This window comes from Endobacterium cereale (genome assembly GCF_009617585.1).
In the GTDB taxonomy this organism is placed as follows: Bacteria; Pseudomonadota; Alphaproteobacteria; order Rhizobiales; family Rhizobiaceae; genus Neorhizobium; species Neorhizobium cereale.
Window position 1 is genome coordinate 319,106 of the sequence record NZ_WIXI01000051.1, and the last position, 21,711, is coordinate 340,816.

General features: G+C 58.9%; 20 protein-coding genes. 11 read left to right on the forward strand and 9 right to left on the reverse strand.

The genetic code is table 11. The features are described from left to right. The first annotated feature begins 16 nt into the window (after positions 1-16). From GAO09_RS27775 to xdhB, 5 genes are all read left to right on the forward strand, one after another. Entirely contained in the window at positions 17-1,120 is a 1,104-nt protein-coding gene (locus tag GAO09_RS27775) for a methyl-accepting chemotaxis protein (RefSeq protein WP_153359940.1), read from the forward strand. 223 nt (positions 1,121-1,343) lie between these two features. Next, positions 1,344-2,192, forward strand: coding sequence for a glycosyl transferase (locus GAO09_RS27780; protein WP_153359942.1), 849 nt, complete (start codon positions 1,344-1,346; stop codon positions 2,190-2,192). A gap of 77 nt (positions 2,193-2,269) precedes the next feature. Further along, positions 2,270-3,058 carry a 3-hydroxybutyrate dehydrogenase gene (locus tag GAO09_RS27785; protein ID WP_153359944.1) on the forward strand — a complete coding sequence of 263 codons (789 nt, stop codon included), beginning with the start codon at positions 2,270-2,272 and terminating at the stop codon, positions 3,056-3,058. 58 nt (positions 3,059-3,116) lie between these two features. Then, complete coding sequence (gene xdhA / locus GAO09_RS27790; protein WP_153359946.1) at positions 3,117-4,589, forward strand: xanthine dehydrogenase small subunit; 1,473 nt, start codon at positions 3,117-3,119, stop codon at positions 4,587-4,589. 2 nt (positions 4,590-4,591) lie between these two features. After that, positions 4,592-6,928 (forward strand): xanthine dehydrogenase molybdopterin binding subunit, encoded by a 2,337-nt coding sequence (xdhB, locus tag GAO09_RS27795; protein WP_153359948.1) that lies wholly within the window; start codon positions 4,592-4,594, stop codon positions 6,926-6,928. Between the two features lie 3 nt (positions 6,929-6,931). Here the strand turns inward: xdhB and GAO09_RS27800 are convergent, their stop codons facing one another. The 3 genes from GAO09_RS27800 to GAO09_RS27810 all read right to left on the reverse strand — a co-directional run bounded on the left by GAO09_RS27800 (position 6,932) and on the right by GAO09_RS27810 (position 9,222). Further along, the gene (locus GAO09_RS27800; protein ID WP_153359949.1) at positions 6,932-7,195 is read right to left on the reverse strand and encodes a sunset domain-containing protein; all 264 of its coding nucleotides are present in this window, start codon (positions 7,193-7,195) and stop codon (positions 6,932-6,934) included. A gap of 72 nt (positions 7,196-7,267) precedes the next feature. Beyond that, on the reverse strand, positions 7,268-8,182 hold the full coding sequence (locus GAO09_RS27805; RefSeq protein WP_153359951.1) for a DMT family transporter: 915 nt from the start codon (positions 8,180-8,182) through the stop codon (positions 7,268-7,270). Positions 8,183-8,280: 98 nt separating this feature from the next. Next, entirely contained in the window at positions 8,281-9,222 is a 942-nt protein-coding gene (locus GAO09_RS27810) for a sensor domain-containing diguanylate cyclase (RefSeq protein ID WP_209018871.1), read from the reverse strand. Between the two features lie 206 nt (positions 9,223-9,428). On the opposite strand from GAO09_RS27810, the gene xdhC reads away from it, so the two are divergent. After that, entirely contained in the window at positions 9,429-10,262 is an 834-nt protein-coding gene (gene xdhC, locus GAO09_RS27815) for a xanthine dehydrogenase accessory protein XdhC (protein WP_153359954.1), read from the forward strand. A 4-nt stretch (positions 10,263-10,266) separates the two neighbouring features. On the opposite strand, the gene GAO09_RS27820 is transcribed toward xdhC, so the two are convergent. Then, positions 10,267-10,500 (reverse strand): hypothetical protein, encoded by a 234-nt coding sequence (locus GAO09_RS27820; protein ID WP_153359956.1) that lies wholly within the window; start codon positions 10,498-10,500, stop codon positions 10,267-10,269. A 152-nt stretch (positions 10,501-10,652) separates the two neighbouring features. On the opposite strand from GAO09_RS27820, the gene GAO09_RS27825 reads away from it, so the two are divergent. Next, positions 10,653-11,576, forward strand: coding sequence for a LysR substrate-binding domain-containing protein (locus GAO09_RS27825; protein WP_153359958.1), 924 nt, complete (start codon positions 10,653-10,655; stop codon positions 11,574-11,576). Positions 11,577-11,584: 8 nt separating this feature from the next. On the opposite strand, the gene GAO09_RS27830 is transcribed toward GAO09_RS27825, so the two are convergent. Beyond that, positions 11,585-11,917, reverse strand: a complete 333-nt coding sequence (locus tag GAO09_RS27830; protein ID WP_153359960.1) for a hypothetical protein — start codon at positions 11,915-11,917, stop codon at positions 11,585-11,587. A gap of 283 nt (positions 11,918-12,200) precedes the next feature. On the opposite strand from GAO09_RS27830, the gene puuD reads away from it, so the two are divergent. The 3 genes from puuD to GAO09_RS27845 are packed head-to-tail and all read left to right on the forward strand — an operon-like array spanning position 12,201 to position 15,751. Continuing rightward, positions 12,201-13,430, forward strand: a complete 1,230-nt coding sequence (gene puuD / locus GAO09_RS27835) for a urate hydroxylase PuuD (protein WP_153359962.1) — start codon at positions 12,201-12,203, stop codon at positions 13,428-13,430. An 8-nt stretch (positions 13,431-13,438) separates the two neighbouring features. Continuing rightward, entirely contained in the window at positions 13,439-14,749 is a 1,311-nt protein-coding gene (gene guaD, locus GAO09_RS27840) for a guanine deaminase (protein WP_153359964.1), read from the forward strand. 33 nt (positions 14,750-14,782) lie between these two features. Then, positions 14,783-15,751, forward strand: a complete 969-nt coding sequence (locus tag GAO09_RS27845; protein ID WP_153359966.1) for a quinone oxidoreductase family protein — start codon at positions 14,783-14,785, stop codon at positions 15,749-15,751. A 73-nt stretch (positions 15,752-15,824) separates the two neighbouring features. Here the strand turns inward: GAO09_RS27845 and GAO09_RS27850 are convergent, their stop codons facing one another. Further along, entirely contained in the window at positions 15,825-17,507 is a 1,683-nt protein-coding gene (locus GAO09_RS27850) for a BCCT family transporter (RefSeq protein WP_153359968.1), read from the reverse strand. A 354-nt stretch (positions 17,508-17,861) separates the two neighbouring features. Here GAO09_RS27850 and GAO09_RS27855 point away from each other — a divergent pair, with 354 nt between their 5' ends. Continuing rightward, positions 17,862-19,007: an alpha-hydroxy acid oxidase gene (locus tag GAO09_RS27855; protein ID WP_153359970.1), complete on the forward strand. Its 1,146-nt coding sequence runs from the start codon at positions 17,862-17,864 to the stop codon at positions 19,005-19,007. 80 nt (positions 19,008-19,087) lie between these two features. On the opposite strand, the gene GAO09_RS27860 is transcribed toward GAO09_RS27855, so the two are convergent. From GAO09_RS27860 to GAO09_RS27870, 3 genes are all read right to left on the reverse strand, one after another. Further along, positions 19,088-19,369 (reverse strand): hypothetical protein, encoded by a 282-nt coding sequence (locus GAO09_RS27860; RefSeq protein WP_153359972.1) that lies wholly within the window; start codon positions 19,367-19,369, stop codon positions 19,088-19,090. A 121-nt stretch (positions 19,370-19,490) separates the two neighbouring features. Next, complete coding sequence (locus GAO09_RS27865) at positions 19,491-20,195, reverse strand: L,D-transpeptidase (protein WP_324184646.1); 705 nt, start codon at positions 20,193-20,195, stop codon at positions 19,491-19,493. 143 nt (positions 20,196-20,338) lie between these two features. After that, a complete protein-coding gene (locus tag GAO09_RS27870; RefSeq protein WP_153359973.1) occupies positions 20,339-21,676 on the reverse strand; it encodes an MFS transporter in 1,338 nt (445 codons plus the stop codon). Positions 21,677-21,711 lie beyond the last annotated feature (35 nt).

Below are 21,711 nucleotides of genomic sequence, written 5' to 3' on the forward strand. Positions count from 1 at the left end.
ACTTCGGATATTGGCCATGATCCCTCTCGAAGCACATACGCACGACAAGCAAGCCGCGACACCACGTTCGGTCCGCCTCGTCACGGAGGCGATCGGCAATGATCTGCAGCGGTTCAGCTCCGACAACACTCATGTGGTGCGGCAGATACGGCTGCTGGCCATAAACGCCCTGATCGAGGCGGCCCGCGCCGGTGACATGGGCAAGGGATTTGCCGTCGTCGCGAACGAGGTGCAGCGGCTGGCGCAAGTCGCGTCAGACATTGCCGCAAAATTCGAAAGCAACGTCGTAAGCCGAATCGGCCTCAATCGGCAGATGGCCGATGCGCTGGTCAACGAGATGGAAGGCGTACGCCTTACCGATCTTGCCCAGACATTGGTGCAATTGATCGTCCGCAATCTGTTCGAGCGCACCGCCGACGTTCGCTGGTGGGCAACAGACACCGCCTTGTGGCAGGCACTGTCTCAGCCCACGTCGGAAAACCTTTCTTTTGCCAGCGAACGCCTCGGCGTCATCAACCGTTTCTACACCGTCTATCTCGATCTGGTCGTCACCGACCTTTCCGGCAAGGTGGTGGCATCCGCCAATCCGCGCTTCCAGCGCAAGGTTATCAACCGCCCTCTGTCCGGCGATCCATGGTTCGAAGCCGCTCGACGAACCGGATCCGGGGATGACTATATCGTTGATACCGTCAAGCCGAGCGTCATGCACGACGACCATCACGCATTGGTGTATGCCACAGGCATCCGGGCCGGCGGTAAGATGGATGGCGAATTGCTGGGAACACTGGGGGTTTATTTCGACTGGCAGAACCAGGGCCAGGCGATCGTGGAAAAGGAAGCCAACCTGCCCCCACAAACAGCGGAGCGCACGACGGTGATGCTGCTCGACGGCGAAAGCCGTGTCATTGCCAGCACCGACCCCGCTTTGATGTTCACACATTTCATGCTGGCCAGCCAATATGGGCAGTCATTCGGCAGCTATTACGACAATAACGGCTCGATCGTGGCCTATGCGAAAACATTGGGTTACGAGGATTATGATGGTTTGGGCTGGCATGGCGTCGTTGTGCAGAAAACGGAGAGCGACGAGGCAATCCGGGAAGCATTCGACATTCGATGAACTTGAGTAATATTTGAAATATACGGATTGCGTCGAAATGAGACAAGCAAAACTCCGTATTTTTACCATATGTTAACCGACAACATTACGCCACATTTTCGCTTTTACAACAAGGCCGCAGTCCGACGAGAACAAAAAAACGTAAACGGGCGGCTTTATTGATGCCCGCGGCAATGCTAACGCATGTCAGGGCGTAGCATTGTCCATGAAAGATTTTTTCGAAATGACTGACGACGTTTTTGCCGCAAAAACCGATATAAAACAGGTCATTTGCATCAACTGGGGCACCAAATATGGTGCCCCATTTGTCAATCGCCTCTATGCGATGGTGAAACGGAACATTACGCCGCCATTCACCTTCACCTGCTTCACGGATAACAGGGCGGGCATCAACGAAGGTATCCTCTGCGAGGACTTGCCGCCGCTCGGTATCGACAAGCTGCCGGAAAAGACTCCCGGCATCTGGGGGAAATCCCGACTTTGGAACAAAGAGCTCGGCAGCCTTAAAGGCACAGTCCTGTTTCTGGATCTCGACCTGATGATTGTCGGTTCGCTGGACCCATTCTTCGAAGTGGGTGATGCGGACGACGTTTTCATGGCCCGCAACCAGACGACCCCGTTCGAGCGCCTGGGCCAATCCTCCGTCCTGCGCTTCACCGTTGGCAAGCTCGAGCCACTGTTTCAGAAATTCAATGCCGATCCTCAAGGAACCGCCGACAAATATCGTTATGAGCAACGTTTCGTGACACGCAACGCGCCCGGCGGCGTGAAGTTTTTCCCGCGCAAATCGGTCCTGCATTTCCGGCAGGATTGTCGCTGGCCATTTCCGCTCAATTACGTACTGGCGCCGACCCTGCCCTCCACGGCAAGGATCGTTTTATTTCCCCGCGGCCTGCACCCACAGCACGCCGCAGAAGGCCGGTATGGCGGTTCAAAAAAAGCGCTTTCACCAATCGGTCACCTTACCAGCAGTCTCGACGGCAAGCTGCGTAACGGTGAGAACCCGTTCCGTTATCTGCGTCATTACATCCTTCCGACGCCGTGGATCCACGATCACTGGCATGAAGGCTGAGGCACGCGCGTTGCATGCTGCACTGAAATACGCGTAACCTGCCGGGCAGCGTCATGGCTGCTCAGGGAGGAAAGTGCATGCCAAGAACGGTCGTCATTACCGGTTCTACATCCGGCATAGGGCTTGGCATTGCCCGCGCCTTTGCCGAGGATGGTGCCAATGTCGTTATCAACGGTTTTGGCCCCCCTTCCGCCATCGAAGCGGCTGTCGCCGACCTTGCGGCGCTGACCTCCGGCAAAGTCATTCATCACCCCGCCGACATGACGCGACCGGACGAGATCGAAGACATGATCTCGACGACCAGCCGAACATTCGGAACAGTCGATGTGTTGGTCAACAATGCGGGTATCCAGCACGTCGCAAAAATCGAGGATTTTCCGCCCGAAAAATGGGATCAGCTGATCGCCATTCTGCTCTCCTCGGCCTTTCATACGATGCGCCACACCATCCCCCTGATGAAGGCAGCAGGCCCAAAGCGCCCCGGAGGCCGCATCATCAACATCGCTTCGGCCCACGGGCTGGTCGCCTCGCCGTTCAAATCGGCCTATGTCGCTGCCAAACACGGCATCATGGGATTGACCAGGACGGCGGCCTTGGAACTGGCGCTCGATAACATCACCGTCAACGCCATCTGCCCCGGCTTCGTGCTGACGCCACTGGTGGAGAAACAGATCCCCGATCAGGCGCGCGAAAAGGGCATCAGCGAGGCGCAGGTAAAGGACGAGGTCCTGTTGCGCCTGCAGGCCACCAAGGAATTTGTCGGCATTGAGGAAGTGGCTGCAGCCGCACTCTACCTCGCCAGCGATGCCGCCCGCAGCATAACGGGCACACATATTTCCGTCGACGGCGGATGGACGGCGCAATAGGATCGGGATTCGAGGGCCATACAGACGCCGAAAATGGTGCAAGCCCAAGGGGAACGACATGAACTCTGCGATACGCTTCATCCTCAATGCGGAAGAGGTTTCCTTAAGCGATTTTTCGCCGACCGAAACCCTGCTCGATTACCTGCGGCTGCGCCGCCGCATGACCGGAACCAAGGAAGGCTGCGCCGAAGGCGATTGCGGAGCATGCACGGTGCTCGTCGGGCGCCTTATCGATGGACGCCTCGTTTATGAAAGCATCAATGCCTGCATCCGCTTCATCGGCTCACTGCACGCTACCCATGTGGTGACGGTCGAACATCTGGCCGCAAAGGACGGCACGCTGCATCCGGTGCAGCAGGCGATGGTCGACTGTCATGGCTCGCAATGCGGTTTCTGCACGCCCGGCTTCGTGATGTCGCTTTACGGCCTGTGGCTATCGAACGCGGAACCCGATCGCTCGGAAATCGAACTCGCGCTGCAAGGCAATCTCTGTCGATGCACCGGTTACGAACCCATCGTGAAAGCGGCCGAACTGGTATCCCAAACACGCCCGAGCGCCCTGTTCGATCCGCTGGAACGTGATCGCGCCGAGATCATGGCCAAACTCTGGACGCTGAAATCCTCGAGCGAAACGATCGTCGTTGAAAAAGATGGCGCGCGCTCCATCATCCCCGGCAGCGTCGAGGATCTGGCCGTCGCACTTGCCGAAGCACCGAAAGCCACCATCGTCGCCGGCGCCACCGATGTCGGACTTTGGGTGACCAAACAGATGCGCAAGCTCGATCCCGTCATCTTCATCAACCACCTCACCGAGCTTCAGCAAACCGAGGTTGACGATGCCGGTATCACCTTCGGTGCTGGCGTGACCTATGCACAAGCTTTTGAGACGTTGCTGATAGAAATCCCCACACTCGGTGACCTGATCGACCGCATAGGGGGCGCGCAGGTGCGCAATGCCGGCACGCTCGGCGGCAATATCGCCAACGGCTCGCCGATCGGCGACACGCCGCCGCCGCTGATCGCCCTCGGGGCAAGCGTCACGCTGCGCTCGACCGAAGGAACACGCACGCTGCCAGTGGAAGATTTTTTCATCACCTATGGAAAGCAGGACCGGCGACCCGGCGAATTTATCGAAAAAATCCTTGTGCCAAAACCGCACGAGGATGCGTTTTTCTCCGTCTACAAGATTTCCAAACGTCGCGACGAAGACATTTCCGCGCTCTGCGGTGCGTTTTACCTGATGCTCGATAGCGAGGGACGTGTCGGCGAAACCCGAATAGCTTTCGGAGGCATGGCGGCAACACCAAAACGCGCACGCGCGGTGGAAGCCATGCTGCTCGGCCAACCATGGAGCTGGGGGACAGTGCGGCAGGCGCATGATGCTTTTGACGAGGATTACCAGCCGCTGACCGACTGGCGCGCAAGTGCCGAGTACCGCAGCCTGACCGCCAAAAACCTGTTGACCCGCTTCTTTCTTGAAACGGCCGGCGCGCCCGTGCATTTGCACCGCTTCGAGACGGAGGAAGTGTGAACATGGACAAGCCCACGACCTCCGGCAAAACCGTCATCAACGGCCCAATGCACGTTTCGCTGAAACATGATTCAGCACATAAACATGTCACCGGAACCGCCGAATATATCGACGATATTGCCGAACCGGCCGGCACGCTGCACGGCGCGCTTGGCCTCTCCGACCGCGCCCATGCCGAACTGGTTTCCATCGATCTCGAGGCCGTCAAAAACGCACCCGGCGTCATCGCCGTGCTGACGGCGGACGATGTGCCCGGCTTCAACGACATCGCCTCCACCGGCCAGCATGACGAACCGCTTCTGGCGGTAGGTGACGTGCGTTTCCACGGCCAGCCGATCTTTGCCGTGATCGCCGAAACGCGCGATCAGGCACGGCGGGCGGCGAAACTGGCCAAGATCGATTATCGAGACCTGCCCCACTGGTCCGACATCGAGGGCGCGTTGGAAAACGGCGGCAAGCTGGTGACCCAGCCGATGACCTTGCGGCGCGGCGACCCGGAGACCGAGATCGAAAAACCGCCGCTGCGCATTCAGGGCTCGATGGAGATCGGTGGTCAGGAGCATTTTTATCTGGAAAGCCAGATCGCTTTCGCCACGCCCGGCGAGGACGAGGACGTATTGGTCTGGTCCTCCACCCAGCATCCGAGCGAAATCCAGCATATGGTGGCGCATGTGCTCGGCATCGCCAACCACGCGGTCGAGGTCAAGACACGCCGCATGGGCGGCGGTTTTGGCGGCAAGGAAACACAGGGCAATCTGTTTGCCTGCCTCGCCGCACTCGCCGCCAAGACGCTCAAGCGCCCCGTCAAATTTCGTCCGGACCGCGACGAGGATATGGTGGTCACGGGCAAACGTCACGATTTCCGCGTTGAATACGATGTCGCCTTCGACGAGGAAGGCCTAATCCACGCCGTCGATGCCACCTATGCGGCACGCTGCGGCTGGTCCGCCGATCTGTCCGGCCCGGTGACCGACCGCGCGCTGTTTCATGCCGATTCCAGCTATTTTTATCCGCATGTGCGGCTGACCTCGAAACCGCTGATGACGCACACCGTTTCCAACACCGCCTTTCGCGGTTTTGGCGGCCCGCAGGGCCTGCTCGGGGCTGAACGCATGATCGAGGAAATCGCCTATGCCGTGGGCAAAGACCCGCTCGATATCCGAAAGCTGAATTTTTACGGCCAGCCGGGCTCGGACCGCACCACCACGCCCTATCATCAGGAGGTCGAGGACAACATCATCCTGCGGCTTGTCGAGGAACTGGAAGCGTCGAGTGATTACCGCGCCCGTCGTCAGGCCATTGTCGAGTTCAACGAAACGAGCCCGGTGATCCGCAAGGGCATCGCACTGACGCCCGTCAAATTCGGCATCTCCTTCACCATGACCGCCTATAATCAGGCCGGTGCGCTGGTGCATGTCTATCAGGACGGCTCGATTCATCTAAACCACGGTGGCACCGAAATGGGCCAAGGCCTCTATACCAAGGTCGCGCAGGTCGTCGCCGAAACCTTCAGTGTTGATATCGAGCGGGTAAAGATCACCGCGACGACGACCGGCAAGGTACCGAATACCTCCGCGACCGCCGCCTCCTCCGGCTCGGACCTCAACGGCATGGCGGCCTATGATGCCGCCCGTCAGATCAAGGACCGGCTCATCGATTTTGCCTGCCGGCAATGGAAGGTGGACAAGGACGACGTCGAATTCCTGCCCAACCGGGTGCGGGTCGGCGACGAAATCGTGCCCTTCGACACGCTGGTGCGCGCCGCCTATTACGACCGCGTGCAACTGTCCGCCGCCGGATTCTACAAGACGCCAAGGATCCATTGGGACCGGGCAGCCGGGCGCGGCCATCCCTTTTATTATTTCGCTTATGGCGCCGCCGTCTCGGAAGTTTCGATCGATACGTTGACCGGCGAATACATGGTCGATCGCACGGATATCCTGCACGATGTCGGCAAGTCGCTAAACCCGGCCATCGATATCGGCCAGGTGGAAGGTGCCTTCGTGCAGGGCATGGGCTGGCTGACGACGGAGGAATTGTGGTGGGACGACAAGGGGCGCTTACGCACCCACGCGCCCTCCACCTACAAGATCCCGCTCGCCTCCGACCGGCCCCGCATCTTCAATGTGAAGCTCGCCGACTGGGCGGAAAATGCCGAACCAACCATCGGCCGCTCCAAGGCGGTAGGTGAGCCGCCCTTCATGCTGGCGATCTCTGTGCTGGAGGCTATCTCGATGGCGGTGGCGAGTATTGCCGATTACGCCGTGTGCCCGAAGCTTGATGCGCCGGCGACACCGGAACGGGTGCTGATGGCAGTGGAGCAGCTGAAGGCGATGTGAAAATCAGCGGCCGGCTTTTCGCCACCCGGCCGCTCTCGCCTCTCTTTCCGAACAAAACCAGCGTTCGCCATCAAGGACGCGGATTTTCGTGTCGGAGTAATTCTCCTGACCACGAACATGGTAGATTTTCTCGCCGGAATTATAAGAGATATTTCCCTTGATATCGCAAGCCGGATCATAGGCTGTGCGCGGAAGAAGCGTATATCCGCCTGATGCCAGGAAAACCCCGCCGGATACCAGCACCGTTACGAGTGTGAAATTGCTCATGGCGGCAGCTTGAACGTCCGCCCATTATTTTCGGTTGATCTGATTTTTAAAATACGACCGAATGTCGGATTGTCACGGCACCCCATCCTGATGTGGCAATGGCACATCCGCCACCTTGGTCCGTTGCCACGGAAACAGGCCAAGCACCATGGCACAGCCGAGAATGATGACCGCAGCGCCGACGACCTGGATGGATGACAGCGGTTCTCCAAGGACGATCACACCGGCAAAAACCGCAACCACCGTCACCGCAAACTCGACGCTGATCGCCCGGGTCGCACCGATCGAGCCGACCAGTTTGAAATAGAGCACGTAGGTCGTGGCGCTCATCACGCAGGCCGAAATCAGCAGATAAAGCACATCGAGCGCGCCCGGCATGCGCGGCACCGGCACGGCGAACAGAAACGGTGCCGAAATCAGCGCGCCGAACAGGAAGGAACCGATGGTGACTTCCCATGAACCGGTATGTTTCAGCCTGTGGCTGGCGAAATTGCTGCCGAAAGCGGCGGAAAAACAGGCGGCGAGTGCCGCCGCACAACCGAACACGAATTCGTTTGTCACCGGCACGGCTGGAAAACCGACCAGCAACACTATGCCGGCCGTGCCCAGAACAAGGCCCAGCACGCCGCTCGCCTTCATCCGCTCAAGCCCCCAGACCTGGCTGATCACCATGGAGAACAACGGAATGGAAGCCACGAGGATCGCCGCCATGGCGGTGCCGATCAGCGGTGTGGCATAGGACAGGCCCAGAAGCTGGCCTGCCACGGTCGTCGCCCCCACCACCAGAAACGGCTGCCAGCCATCCCCGAAATCCAGTCGTCGGCGGGTCAGTTTGGCAATGACGAACAGTGTACCGCAGGCGATGAAGGAGCGGATGGTCGTTGCGGCGACAAATCCGAAAGCATCGACAACCTTGACGATGACGAGGAAGGAAAGGCCCCAGGCAAGGGCAAGAAAGATGTAGATGGCAAGGTCGCGAGGTTTCATGGATGCAGGATCACGCGTTGAAGTGGCATGAGCCATAACCGATGCCTGCTCGATCCGCCATGCCATTCACGACATGTCCGGTTCGATCCTCGTGAAAATCAGGAGGCGAGCGCGACCTCTTCCATATCGACAGAAACCAGCCGGTCGCGGCCTCCACGCTTGGCCTCGTAAAGCCCCCTGTCAGCACAGGCCACCATATCGTCCAGGCGCGCAGCCCCAGCCGGCACCGTCACGATGCCGGCGCTGACCGTGAGGTTGATCGGCTCATGGCCTTCCCAACGAAATTCGATCTCGGTGAAACGGGCGCGGACGCGCTCAACCACCGACCTTGCCATGTCTGCCGGGCCCGGCAGACACAGAATGAATTCCTCGCCGCCCCACCGTCCAATGATGTCTTCAGCGCGAACCGTGCTGCGCAGAACATCCGAAAACCGAACGATCACCTCGTCACCGGCATCATGGCCGAACCGGTCATTGACGCTCTTGAAACCGTCGAGATCGAACAGTGTCACCGACACTTCCTTCTCACCCCCGGAAAAGAGATGGCGCGCCGCCTGTTCGCGGAAGGCGCGGCGGTTGAGAAGCCCGCTCAGGCTGTCGGTTTCCGCCAGTCGCTTCAGATCATTCTGGTAGCGCACATGGTCGCTGATATCGCGAACGACGGCAATCATCATCGGCTCTCCGGCAGCCGACGTGCGCAAAATGGTGATGCCGCAATGGATTTCAGAACCGTCCGCGCGGCGCCCGACCGTGTTGGCATCGCGCTGGCCCATGTATCGCGCATCGGCATTGCCGTGTTCAAAGCCGGAGACCAGCTTGTGGTGAAATGAATGCAGGCGTTCGGGCAGCAAAACATCGAGCGGCTTGTCCAGCAATTCGCCCGGCTTCCAGCCGAAAATCGCTTCCGCTGCGGGGTTACACAGACGGATCGTCCCATGGCTGTCGATACCAATGATGCCATCGGCAATTTCGAAGACGATCTTGCGATAAATATCCTGCGATGCCGGGATCAGTGAGGCAATCGATTCTCTTTTGGCCATGATATCTGCAGGAAACCTTCGCGGCCGCGCAGCAACACGGCACCGTATTTGACAATAGCCAAAACCTAGCGCGAAATTGCTGATAAATTTCCAACGCGCACGACTGGTTACTCTGCCGAGACCACCAGTATAACGCGTCAAAAACTGATACAGACGATACATACGGATATGGTGCAGACTGTCATTTGTGGTGCTACAGTCACACAATGCAACCGTTGTCAGCCCTCGATTTCCTTGCTGAACATCCCCGATCTGTCCTCGTTGAAGTGACAGAAGCGAAAGGCTCGACGCCGCGTGATGCCGGTGCCTTCATGCTGGTTTCCAGGGATGCGATCTGGGGCACGATTGGCGGCGGCCAGCTGGAATATATGGCAATCGACAATGCTCACGCGTTTCTTTGCGGCAACGGGCTGCCCGAGATGAATATCCCGCTCGGGCCGGACATCGGCCAATGCTGTGGCGGCCGCACACGCCTCGCCTTCACGCCCATGACGCCGGTTCACGCCGAAAATCTGCGGCAGCGGCTCGAAGGCGAGCACCAGACGCTGCCGCACATTAGCCTGTTCGGCGCGGGTCATGTCGGCCGCGCACTTGCGCGCGCGCTCTGTCCCCTGCCCTTCAAACTAACCGTGGTTGAGACCCGCGCCGAAGAATTGCAGTCGCTTCCATCCGGCATCGGCAGCAGACTGACGGCACTACCGGAAGCGGAGGTGGCAAAAATGCCGGCAGGCAGCGCGGTCCTCATTCTCACGCATGACCATGCGCTTGATTTTCTCATCGCCCGCGCCGCTCTCGCTCGACAGGATCTTGCCTATGTCGGGATGATCGGCTCAGCCACCAAACGCGCGACATTTGCCCATTGGCTGAAACGCGAGGGCGAAGACGAAAGCCTGATGAGGCGTCTCACCCTGCCGATCGGCGGTAACGTCGTGCGCGACAAACGCCCGGAAGTGATCGCAGCACTGGTGGCCGCCGAACTGCTGACGGTTTACGCGGCACGACAGGAGATGAGATCAGAAAGGCAGGTCGCATATCCGTGAGAGATCATAACGGTCGCTGCGAATAGATAAGCCGGGCTGCCCGAAACGCGCCCTCCTCCTCCGGCCGCTCGCCGCGTCTGCCCCGGCCATCAGAAATCCCGATGTCGCGTTGCAGGTTTTCAGGCATCTCCTCCAGATCGAGAGGGAGAGCGCGGCGCTTTTGCGGATGGGACAAAAAACGGACGATATCGACATCCGGCCAAAACCGGATCAACGGCTGTCGCAGGATCGAAAACATGGTGTCACTCCTCGATTTCGGGCACAGGTATTCCCTCCGAAAAACCTGGGGTTTCCGGTCGCGGTGCCCTGCGGGAACCCCGCTTGCATTTGATGTTTGTGAGGATAAAGTGCGCCGAAAAGCGGCGTTAATCCAATCGAATTACCGTCTGCATGGATCAAGAGGACTTATCCATGAAACTATCCCGGCAATTCCCGCTCAATGCGCTGCGCGTGTTCGAAGCGGCGGCACGGCTGCTGAGTTTCACAAAGGCGGGAGAGGAACTGGGGTTAACCCAGACGGCAGTCAGCTATCAGATCAAGCTGCTGGAAGACACGATCGGCGAGCCGCTTTTCCTGCGACGCCCGCGGCAGGTGATCCTGACCGACGCCGGAGAGCGGCTTGCTCCCAAGATCTCACAGGCGTTCGAGACAATTGGCGACGCCATTGCCAGCACCCGCAGTCAATCGGATGGCACGCTGATCATCCATACCACGGCGACCTTCGCCTCGCGTTGGCTTGCCCACCACATCGGCACGTTTCAGCTGGAAAACCCGCATATCGCCGTGCGCATGGAAACCTCGCAGGAGACGATCGACTTTTCCAAAACGGAAGCAGACGTGGCGATCCGCAGCAGCAAGAGCGGCATCTGGCCGGGGCTGCGTTCGCATTTCATGATGAAAAGCCATTTCACTCCGATGCTCAATCCAAAACTGGCGGAATCCGTGGGCGGCATAAATCATCCCGCAGACCTTCTCAAAGTCAGGATCATCGATGCCAGCGACCCCTGGTGGCGCCTGTGGTTTTTGGCTGCAGGTGTGACGGAAATCGATCTGGCGGCGCGACCGACAAGCCGCTTTGGCGGAATTCAGGCATTCGAGGCCGCGGCGGCGATCGCCGGACATGGCGTGGCCATCCTGAAACCGGAATTTTACACGGACGACGTGGCGCTAGGCCGCCTCTACCAACCGTTCGATCTTTTGGCGAGTGACGGTTCCGACTACTGGTTCGCCTATCCCGAAACCCGTCGCAATTCGCCAAAAATCCGCGCCTTTCGCGAATTCATGCGCAAGATGATGCCGACCTTCCGGGACTGAGCGGAAACTCAGTAACTCATGTCCGGCGCATAAAAACAGCGCAGCGTATCCTCGTTGGGATAAAGGCAGATATGGTACTCGGAATCCTTCGAGCGCCGCGCCTCGCTCTGCCGCAGCCTGAAATCATGGTTGCGGGTAATCAGCCGATGGTCACCGGGGCCCAGAATGACCTCGTAGCCGCCCTTGACGATCCTGACGTTCTTTGTCGGGATCATCTGGCAATCGCCGGTATGATTGTCACCGTTGCAGCAATAGCTTTCGTATTTCCAGCCGGTATGCGCCTCGTGGGCCGCCGCACCGGATGCACATGCAATCATCACACTCATCAGAATACTGCGCATAAGCTCATTCTCCGTTGATGAACGCACCTCCGGTGAACTGCAATACTCAACCGCACCGGCTGCCTTGCACGAGAAATATTAGCTGAGTCGAGTTAGCCGACTAATTGGCAAATCTTGCGATGCACAATTTATATTTGCGCAAGCGCTAAAACACACGACCGCCAAAGCGGTTCCGCCACCCTCGCATCTGGGGAGAGCGAAATCCCGCCCACGAATATCCCCTTCCCTCGCGACGTTTTTTTCCGCACTCTGTCGAAAAAGGGGAATAACTCGGGGAACCCGAATGTATGAATATGCCATAGCCTGGGAATGGCTGAGTTTTGCGGTACGCTGGCTGCACGTCATCACCGCCATCGCCTGGATCGGCTCGTCCTTCTATTTCATTGCACTCGACCTTGGGCTGGTCAAACGCCCGCATCTGCCGCCCGGCGCCTATGGCGAGGAATGGCAGGTGCATGGCGGCGGCTTTTATCACATCCAGAAATATTTGGTCGCGCCGGCGCAGATGCCCGAACACCTGACATGGTTCAAATACGAGAGCTATTTCACCTGGGCTTCCGGTTTTCTGCTGCTCTGCGTGGTCTATTACGGCGGCGCCGACCTCTTCCTCATCGACCGCACGGTGCTGGCATTGGAGCCATGGCAAGCGATCTGTCTGTCGCTGGCCTCGCTCGGGGTCGGCTGGATCATCTACGACCAGCTTTGCAAATCACCACTCGGCAACAACACCTGGGGCCTGATGATCCTGCTTTACATCGTTCTCGTCGCGATGGCCTGGGGTTATACTCAGATCTTTACCGGTCGCGCCGCCTTCCTGCATCTGGGCGCGTTCACTGCGACGATCATGTCGGCCAATGTCTTTATGATCATCATTCCCAACCAGAAGATCGTCGTCGCCGACCTCATCGCCGGCCGCACGCCGGATGCCAAATACGGCCGCATCGCCAAACAGCGCTCGCTGCACAACAACTACCTGACGCTGCCTGTCATCTTCTTCATGTTGTCCAACCACTATCCATTGGCATTTGGCACGCAGTTCAACTGGGTGATCGCAGCTTTGGTTTTCCTGATGGGTGTGGCGATCCGGCACTGGTTCAACACCACCCACGCCCGCAAGGGAAAACCGACATGGACATGGCTGGTGACCGTTTTGCTGTTCATCGTCATCATGTGGCTGTCGACAGTGCCGAAAGTGCTGACCGGCGAAACAGAGACAAGCATGTCGCCGATCAGCCAAAAATTCGCATTCAACGCCCATTTCGAGGCGGCACGCGACATCGTCACCAGCCGCTGCTCCATGTGCCATGCGGCGGAACCCGTGTGGGACGGCATCACCTTCACGCCGAAATCGGTGAAGCTGGAGACGGACGCTGAGGTTGCCGCCCATGCCCGCGAGATATACATCCAGGCGGGACGAAGCCACGCCATGCCGCCCGGCAATGTCACCGATCTCACGCTTGAGGAACGCAAGCTGCTGGTCGCGTGGTATGAAAGCAGCGTGGCAGCAAAATAGAGTTTTAGATGACAAACACCCTGATCCGCGGACGCCTCCTGTCCTTCCATCGCGCGCCCCATTCGCTCACCGACAGCGATAGCTATTTGTATGAGCACGATGGCGGCCTGATGGTCGGCGAGGATGGCAGAATTTCCGCTATCGGTGATTATGCGACGGTGAAGGCCGGAGCAGCGGAGGATGTGATCGAGATCGATCACCGTCCACATCTGATCCTCCCGGGTTTCATCGACACGCATGTGCATTTCCCGCAGATGCAGGTGATTGCGTCTTACGCCGCCAACCTGCTGGAATGGCTGAACACCTACACATTCCCGGAGGAATGCCGTTTTGTCGAAAGCGACCATGCGGCCCGCATCGCCACGCATTTTTATGACGAATTCTTGCGCCATGGCACCACGACCGCCGTCGCCTATTGTTCTGTCCACAAGGCCTCAGCCGACGCGTTTTTTGCCGAGGCGCTGAAGCGCAACATGTGCATGGTCGGCGGCAAGGTGATGATGGACCGCAACGCCCCGCAAGGCCTGCTCGACACGCCGGAAATGGGCTATGACGAGACGCGCGCGGTGATCGAACAATGGCACGGCAAGGGCCGCAACCACGTCGCCATCACCCCGCGTTTCGCCATCACCTCGACACCGGAACAGATGAAGGCGGCACAGGCTCTGGCGCAGGAATTTCCGGACCTGTTCATCCAGACCCATCTCTCGGAAAACCACGACGAGATCAAATACACCTGCGAGCTTTATCCCGAGGCGACCGACTACACCGACATTTATGCCCGTTACGGTTTGCTCGGCAAAAAGACCCTTCTCGGCCACGCGATTCATCTGTCGGAACGCGAAATGGATGCGCTGTCTGAGGCAGGCAGCATCGCTGTCCATTGCCCGACGTCCAACCTGTTTCTCGGCTCCGGCCTCTTTCCGATGAAGGCGCTGATGCGGCGTGAAAAACCGGTGCGCGTTTCCGTCGCCACCGATATCGGCGGCGGTTCCAGCTATTCGATGCTGAAGACGATGGATGAGGCCTACAAGATCCAGCAATTGCTGGGCGAACGCCTCAACCCGCTGGAAAGCTATTACCTGATGACCAGGGGCAATGCCGAAGCGCTGTCGATGGAGGCGGATATCGGCACGTTGGACATCGGCTCCGTGGCCGATCTGGTCGTGCTCGATGCCGGATCGACGCCTGCCATGAAGTTGCGCATGGAAACGATCAAGACCCTGCCGGAAGAACTGTTTTTGCTACAGACCATGGGCGATGATCGCGCCGTGGTGGAGACCTATGTGGCGGGCAAGGCAATGAAGCCCGCCGCCTGACGACATATCCCGAAACCTCATGAGGGGAGCGTAATGGCCGATGTCGTGGTAAAGCTTGAGGGGCCGGGCGGGCCGGAAAAACTGACTGTGACGGAGCAGGAACCGCTTCAACCGGGCAATGGTGAAATCCTCGTCCGCCACGAGGCGATCGGCATGAATTTCGTCGATATCTATCACCGCACCGGCGCTTACGCCCTCCCCGCCTATCCGGGCGTGATCGGCGTCGAGGGCGCCGGCATCGTCGAGGCGGTCGGTCCGGCGGTGACGGCAATCAGGACTGGCGACCGGATCGCCTACACCGCCACGCTCGGAGCTTATGCCACGCGGCGGATTTTGAAGGCGGAGAGAGCATTTTTGCTGCCGCAGGCGGTCGATAGCCGGACAGCTGCCGCCTCCATGCTGAAGGCAGCAACCGCCTATATGCTGCTTCACAAGACGGTATGCGTTGGCTCTGGCATGACGGTACTTGTGCATGCCGCAGCCGGCGGATTGGGTGCCATTCTTGTACGCTGGGCAAAAGATCTCGGCGCAATTGTTATCGGAACAGTCAGCACACCGGAAAAGGCGCACATTGCCCGCAGTCACGGGGCGGATCACCTTGTGATAGGTCGCAATGCAGATCTCGTCTCCGAAGTCCGCGCCCTGACCGATGGCAAAGGTGTCGATGTTGTCTATGACGGGATCGGCGGCGATACTCTCGTGCAATCACTGCGCAGCCTGAAACCTTTCGGCAGGGCTGTCACGCTTGGTCAGGCGGCCGGGCCTGTTCCTCCGTTGAATGTCGAGGAACTGCGTCAGGGAAAGTCCCTCAGCCATGCCAGCGTCATCGCCTTCACCGCCGATCCGGCGAATTACCGGCAAGCCGGAGAAGCAGCCATCGCCGCCATCGCTCGCGGTCTGAGCAGCATTATTGCTGCCGACTACTCGCTCAATGACGTGCAGGAAGCCCACCGCACGCTAGAAAGCGGCAGGCTTGCCGGCAGCTTTCTGCTTCTACCCTGATTGCAGGAACATCCTTCGGCGGCAACGATACGGGCGCCTGAAACTCGCTCGTATCGTTTGTTGACCGAGAGCGTTACGCTCCGATCGCCTTTGCCTCGTCTTCGGGATCGGCAACGATCACTGTCTCGATGCCCGCCTTTTCCCGTAGGCCATCACGATAGATTGCCTTGATCAGCGCCACGCACATCAAAAGCATGACCATGGAGAATGGCAGTGCGCCGATCACCATCGCTGTCTTAATCGCATCCAGCCCGCCGACCAGCAGCAGAGCCGCCACCACGCCGCCGAGCGCCACGCCCCAGAAGATGATGTGCGGACGTGCCTTTGGCCCCTCATCGCCACCTGCATTGATCGTGTTGACGATCAGGATGGCGGAATCGACCGAGGTGACGAGATAGGTCAGGAGCAGGATGACGATCAGAACCGCCATCGCCCATGCTAGGAAAGGGAATGATGCCAGCAGAAGGTCGGTCATGACAAAGATCTTGGCGCCGTCGCCTGCCGCATTGATCGCGCCATTGGCGATGCCGGACATTTCCAGATCGATGGCAGTGCCACCCGCCCAGGCGAACCACACGAAACACATGAGCGAGGGCACGATCATCGCGCCGAGCACGAATTCGCGAATGGTGCGACCGCGCGAAATGCGGGCAAGGAACAGGCCGACAAACGGCGCGAAAGCCACCCACCATGCCCAATAGAACACCGTCCAGGCGCCCTGCCATTTCGCCAGTCCATCGGCCGTCGTTGTTCCGTCAGGCTTCCAGATCGTCACGACCATCGCCGGCAGGGCCAATATGTATTCGAACATGCCGGTGAAAAAGGCAGCAGTACCGAACCATGTCGAGCCGAACAGGAAGAGAAAGGCCAGAAGGAAGATACTGAGACCCATGTTCAGGTTGGAAAGCCACTTGATGCCCTTGCCGACGCCTGAAAGGGCAGACAGCGTCGAGGCGATCATGATGACGACGACGGACAGCAGAATGGCAAAAACCGAAGAACTGCCGTCAGCATTCTGCATCCACCCGCCAAATCCGATCCGGGTCATGCCGGCAATGAACTGTTCCACGCCGAAACCCAGCGTCTGGGCAACGCCGAGAATGGTGGCGACCACGGCAAACACGTCGACCGCATGACCGAGCGGACCGGACAGCATCTTGCCGAACAACGGGGTCAGCGCCGAACGGATGGTCAGCGGCAGGCTGCGGCGATAGGCGAAAAAGGCCAGCGCCAGCCCGATGATGGCATAGGAAGACCACGCCGAAAAACCCCAGTGCAGGAAGGACCACTTATAGGCATTGCCGATATTGTCGGCGGCGCCCGCCTCGGCATGCCCGAGAATGACATCGGGATTGTTGGCAAAATGATAGACCGGTTCCGCCACCGCCCATGTCAGCATGCCGACGCCGATGCCGGCGCCGAACATCATCGAGAACCACGAGAAATTGGAAAATTCCGGGCGCTCCTCGTCATGGCCAAGCCGAAGCCTGCCAGCGGATGGCCACAGCGCCAATCCCACGCAGGCAGCCACGAAGACGGCCATGACATAAAGATACCACGTGGCGAAATGAGCGAGGATATAACCGTTGAAGTCGTTGAGGACTTTCCCTGACTGGGCTGGAAAGATGACGGCCCACATGATGAGGATGCCAACGATGATCTTGGACGTCAAAGTCACGTCCATGCTGAATCCCTTGTAGAACCCCTTGTCTGCAGTCCGGATCGGCAGCGACGAGAGCGGTGGTTTCAATGGCATTCGCATTCCCTTGTATTTTTTGGTCCCGACGAAATGCGCGTCGGTTTGCTAATGGGCTGGCGCCCAAGGACATGCTGCCGGGGAGGCAACGTCGAAATTGGTGACGGATCTGCGCGTGCGCCGGACATCTGTTGTCCGTCGATCACTTTGCCAGACTTTAGAAGACTGCTTGCCGCGGCGGCCTGCGCCCGAACCGGTATCCTTGCAACTTGGTGCAGCACGGCAAATAGGCAATGCCAGAGAGAAAAACGAAGACTTACTCACATCAATCGAACGCTTTTCACCGTCAACGACGCTGGCGCGAATGTGCGAATGTGCTAGTCCTTTCAACACAATTCCGGAGGAGATCGCATCATGTCCAAGCCGCTTACCATCGCCGATCTGAAGACAATGGCGCGTCGCCGCGTGCCAAAGATGTTCTTCGATTATGCCGATAGCGGCGCTTGGACGGAAAGCACCTACCGCGCCAACGAAGACGATTTTGCAAAGATCAAGCTGCGCCAGCGTGTGCTGGTCGACATGACCAACCGTTCGCTCGCAACGCAAATGATCGGCCATGACGTGTCGATGCCCGTGGCGCTGGCGCCGACCGGCCTTGCCGGCATGCAGCATGCGGATGGCGAGATGCTGGCGGCCAAGGCAGCAGAAGAGGCCGGCGTGCCCTTCACGCTGTCGACCATGAGCATATGCTCGATCGAGGACATTGCCTCGGTCACCACAAAACCCTTCTGGTTCCAACTGTATGTGATGAAGGATCGCGGTTTCATCGAACGCCTGATCGAACGTGCCCGCATCGCCAAATGCTCGGCGCTCGTCGTCACCGCCGATCTTCAGATTCTCGGCCAGCGTCACAAGGATTTGCGCAACGGCCTGTCTGCCCCGCCGAAATGGACACTCAACAGCGCCATGCAGCTGGCGACAAAGCCCTTCTGGTGCCTCGACATGCTGCAGACCAAGCGCCGCGGTTTCGGCAATATCGTCGGCCATGCTTCCAACGTGTCCGACCTCTCCTCGCTCTCGGCCTGGACGGCGGAACAATTCGACCCGAGGCTTTCCTGGGACGATATCCGCTGGATCAAGGATCTGTGGGGCGGCAAGCTGATCATCAAGGGTATTCTCGATGACGAAGATGCCCGGGCTGCCGCCGATACCGGCGCCGACGCCATCATCGTTTCCAACCATGGCGGCCGTCAGCTTGACGGCGCCCCCTCCTCCATCAGCATGCTGCCGAAAATGGTGGCAGCAGTCGGCGATCGCATGGAAGTGCATCTGGATGGCGGCATCCGCTCCGGTCAGGATGTGCTGAAAGCCGTCGCGCTTGGTGCGAAGGGCACCTATATCGGCCGCCCCTTCCTCTATGGTCTCGGCGCCATGGGCAAGGAAGGCGTCACGACAGCGCTGGAAATCATCCGCAAGGAAATGGACATCACCATGGCTCTGTGCGGCAAACGCGACATCAAGGACGTCAATTCCAACGTGATCGCTCAGAACCCGTTCTGAAACGAGATGCGCACGCTCGACCACCGTTTCCATCACGGTGAGCATAGCGGGCGCATTTAAAACTGGAGCGTCAGCGACGATCAATCGGGATCGCGGATGGCGCCGGAAAGAAACAGGCCCAGCACGGCGCCAAGCGCAAGAGCGCCAAAAACGGCACCGGTTGCAGCCGTCGGATGGCGCTTGGCGGCCTCTGCGAGACCAAAACCTTCGTTTCGCAAATCCCGCGACAGACGGTTGGCGCGCGGGGAAATATAGGAGGATGCCTCCGAAGCCTTCTCGCGGGCCTGCTGTTGCAGCACGGACCGCAACTGCGAAAGCTGTTCCTGCAGGGATTCGACGGTGGAATTCAGATCTCGAGCCAAAATGCGTTCCTTTTTTGTCGTGACTGGCAGCGACGACAAACGTGGGGAACGCAACTTTGTTCCAATCTGACATGCGAAGGGCAACGCTAGCCGCCCTGTCGCCGTTTTCACTTCGACACGTTCATACGCCGATCGGAGCCGGTAGACTGGTGACCACGAGCGGCGCCTTGGGTGGCACGCGATTGTAAAGATCGATGACGTCCTGGTTGAGCATGCGCACGCAACCGGACGAGACCGCCTTGCCCATGGTCCACCATTCCGGCGAACCGTGGATGCGGTAGATCGTGTCCTCGCCGTTCTGGAATATATAGAGCGCACGTGCACCGAGCGGGTTGTTGAGGCCCGGCCCCATGCCGCCATTGGCAATGCTATAGGGCTGAAGCTCCGGCTGACGCGCCACCATCTCATCCGGCGGTGTCCAGCGCGGCCATGCGCGCTTGTACTGGATGACACCACGACCTGACCACGCAAACCCCTCGCGGCCAAGACCGACGCCATAACGCATGGCCTGACCGTTTTCATATGTCAGATACAGGAAGAAGTTTGCAGTATCGACCACGATGGTGCCCGGACGTTCGCCAGTCGGATTGGCAACCATCTGACGATAATACCGTCTGTTGATCCTTTTGTAGGGGATGGCCGGCAACGGAAACTGCTCGTCCGGCACGCCGGCATACATGGTCGCGTAGATTGAATTATCGACTGCCGGAGCCGTAGCAACCGGCTCAGGCTCCGTGGCGGTTGTCGTGCAGCCTGCAAGTGCTGCCGTGGCAACGCCGACGCCACCGATGACGAGCGCACGCCGTGTCAGGAATGTATTGTTCACGGTGATCCTCTTTTACTTCAGGCCTTGCCTATACCCATCCCTCTTCGGAAAAGGGCCGCAAAAGATCGTGAACTCCCATCAACTTTTGAAAAGCGGGCTCGGGGCCGGCTCCTGCGCCTCCCCCGAGCCAACTGCATTCTTGCTTAGCTGCGAGCAAGACGCTCTGTCAGTTCCTCGATACCGACAGCGGCTTCCGCCGCATTGCTACGTCGGCTGAGATAGATGCCGATAGCGATCGACAATGCAGCGATAAACAGCAGGTAATAGGCGTGCGACATCGGGTTGACCGCCAGCATCGACGTGACGGCAATCGGCGTCAGTCCGCCAAAAATCGCGTAGGCGACGTTATAGGAAAAGGACAGACCCGAAAAACGCACCCGCGCCGGGAACGCCCGAACCATGACATAAGGCACGCCGCCGACAATACCGACGGCAAGTCCCATGACCGCGTAAAGCGCAAACATCACGATGAGCGACGTGCCGGCATAGCTGTAGAAAGCCCAGGTCGCGGCGCCGAAGAAGACACCGCCGACGATAAAGAAACGGCCAGGGCCAACCCGGTCGATGATCGCACCGGCGGCGGATGTCGCGAAAATCAGGAACAGCGTTCCAAAGCTGGTTGCGGCAAGCGATTGCTGTGCGGTGTAACCGTAGATCTTCTGCAGAAGCGTCGCGGTCATCAGCGTGGTGACAACGATGGCCGCCGACAACAGCCAGGTCAGCAACATGGAAATCACCACACCGCTCATATGATCGCGCAGCACCGTTTTCAGCGGCAGTTCCGGCGCAAGCGCCCGGCTTTCCTTCATCTCGTTGAAGATCGGCGTTTCCCGCAGCCAGCGACGCATCCACACCGACAGAAGACCAAAAATACCGCCGAGGAAGAATGGAATGCGCCATGCGCCCGCTTCGATCATTTCGGCCGTGAAAACGGTGTTGATCACCGTCGCGATCGACGATCCGAGCAGAATGCCGAGCGACAGACCGGAGGTCAGGAATCCGCAGGCGAAACCGACGCGACGCAGTGGCACGTGCTCGGCGACGAACGTCCATGCGCCGGGCACTTCACCACCGATGGCTGCACCCTGCAGGATACGCATCACGACGAGCAGGATCGGCGCCATAACACCGATCGTCGCGTAAGTCGGCATGATCGCCATGCCAAGCGTCGACAGAGCCATCAGAAGAATCGAAAAAGCGAAAACCCGTTTGCGACCGAACATGTCACCGAAATGCGCAAGCACGATCCCGCCAAGCGGCCGCACCAGATATCCGGCGGCAAATATCCCGAAAGTCTGGATCAGGCGCAGCCATTCAGGCATGTCGGCCGGAAAGAACAATTTACCGATGACGGCCGCAAAGAACACGAAGATGATGAAATCATAAAATTCAAGCGCACCGCCAAGAGCGGACAATCCGAGTGTGCGAAAATCCTGCCGTGTAAGACGGCGCGGTGCGGCATGAGGGGCTGTCGGGGACATGACATATCCGGTCTGTTAGATGCAGGATGGCGCGT

Bases quoted from the DNA above. Each gene is read 5' to 3' on its own strand.
- GAO09_RS27800 (WP_153359949.1), bottom strand. From the start codon at position 7,195: ATGAGCAATTTCACACTCGTAACGGTGCTGGTATCCGGCGGGGTTTTC.
- GAO09_RS27820 (WP_153359956.1), bottom strand. From the start codon at position 10,500: ATGTTTTCGATCCTGCGACAGCCGTTGATCCGGTTTTGGCCGGATGTC.
- GAO09_RS27845 (WP_153359966.1), top strand. From the start codon at position 14,783: ATGGCCGATGTCGTGGTAAAGCTTGAGGGGCCGGGCGGGCCGGAAAAA.
- xdhC (WP_153359954.1), top strand. From the start codon at position 9,429: ATGCAACCGTTGTCAGCCCTCGATTTCCTTGCTGAACATCCCCGATCT.
- GAO09_RS27825 (WP_153359958.1), top strand. From the start codon at position 10,653: ATGGATCAAGAGGACTTATCCATGAAACTATCCCGGCAATTCCCGCTC.
- GAO09_RS27785 (WP_153359944.1), top strand. From the start codon at position 2,270: ATGCCAAGAACGGTCGTCATTACCGGTTCTACATCCGGCATAGGGCTT.
- GAO09_RS27810 (WP_209018871.1), bottom strand. From the start codon at position 9,222: ATGGCCAAAAGAGAATCGATTGCCTCACTGATCCCGGCATCGCAGGAT.
- GAO09_RS27780 (WP_153359942.1), top strand. From the start codon at position 1,344: ATGACTGACGACGTTTTTGCCGCAAAAACCGATATAAAACAGGTCATT.
- GAO09_RS27805 (WP_153359951.1), bottom strand. From the start codon at position 8,182: ATGAAACCTCGCGACCTTGCCATCTACATCTTTCTTGCCCTTGCCTGG.
- xdhA (WP_153359946.1), top strand. From the start codon at position 3,117: ATGAACTCTGCGATACGCTTCATCCTCAATGCGGAAGAGGTTTCCTTA.
- GAO09_RS27850 (WP_153359968.1), bottom strand. From the start codon at position 17,507: ATGCCATTGAAACCACCGCTCTCGTCGCTGCCGATCCGGACTGCAGAC.
- puuD (WP_153359962.1), top strand. From the start codon at position 12,201: ATGTATGAATATGCCATAGCCTGGGAATGGCTGAGTTTTGCGGTACGC.
- xdhB (WP_153359948.1), top strand. From the start codon at position 4,592: ATGGACAAGCCCACGACCTCCGGCAAAACCGTCATCAACGGCCCAATG.
- GAO09_RS27830 (WP_153359960.1), bottom strand. From the start codon at position 11,917: ATGCGCAGTATTCTGATGAGTGTGATGATTGCATGTGCATCCGGTGCG.
- guaD (WP_153359964.1), top strand. From the start codon at position 13,439: ATGACAAACACCCTGATCCGCGGACGCCTCCTGTCCTTCCATCGCGCG.
- GAO09_RS27775 (WP_153359940.1), top strand. From the start codon at position 17: ATGATCCCTCTCGAAGCACATACGCACGACAAGCAAGCCGCGACACCA.
- GAO09_RS27855 (WP_153359970.1), top strand. From the start codon at position 17,862: ATGTCCAAGCCGCTTACCATCGCCGATCTGAAGACAATGGCGCGTCGC.
- GAO09_RS27870 (WP_153359973.1), bottom strand. From the start codon at position 21,676: ATGTCCCCGACAGCCCCTCATGCCGCACCGCGCCGTCTTACACGGCAG.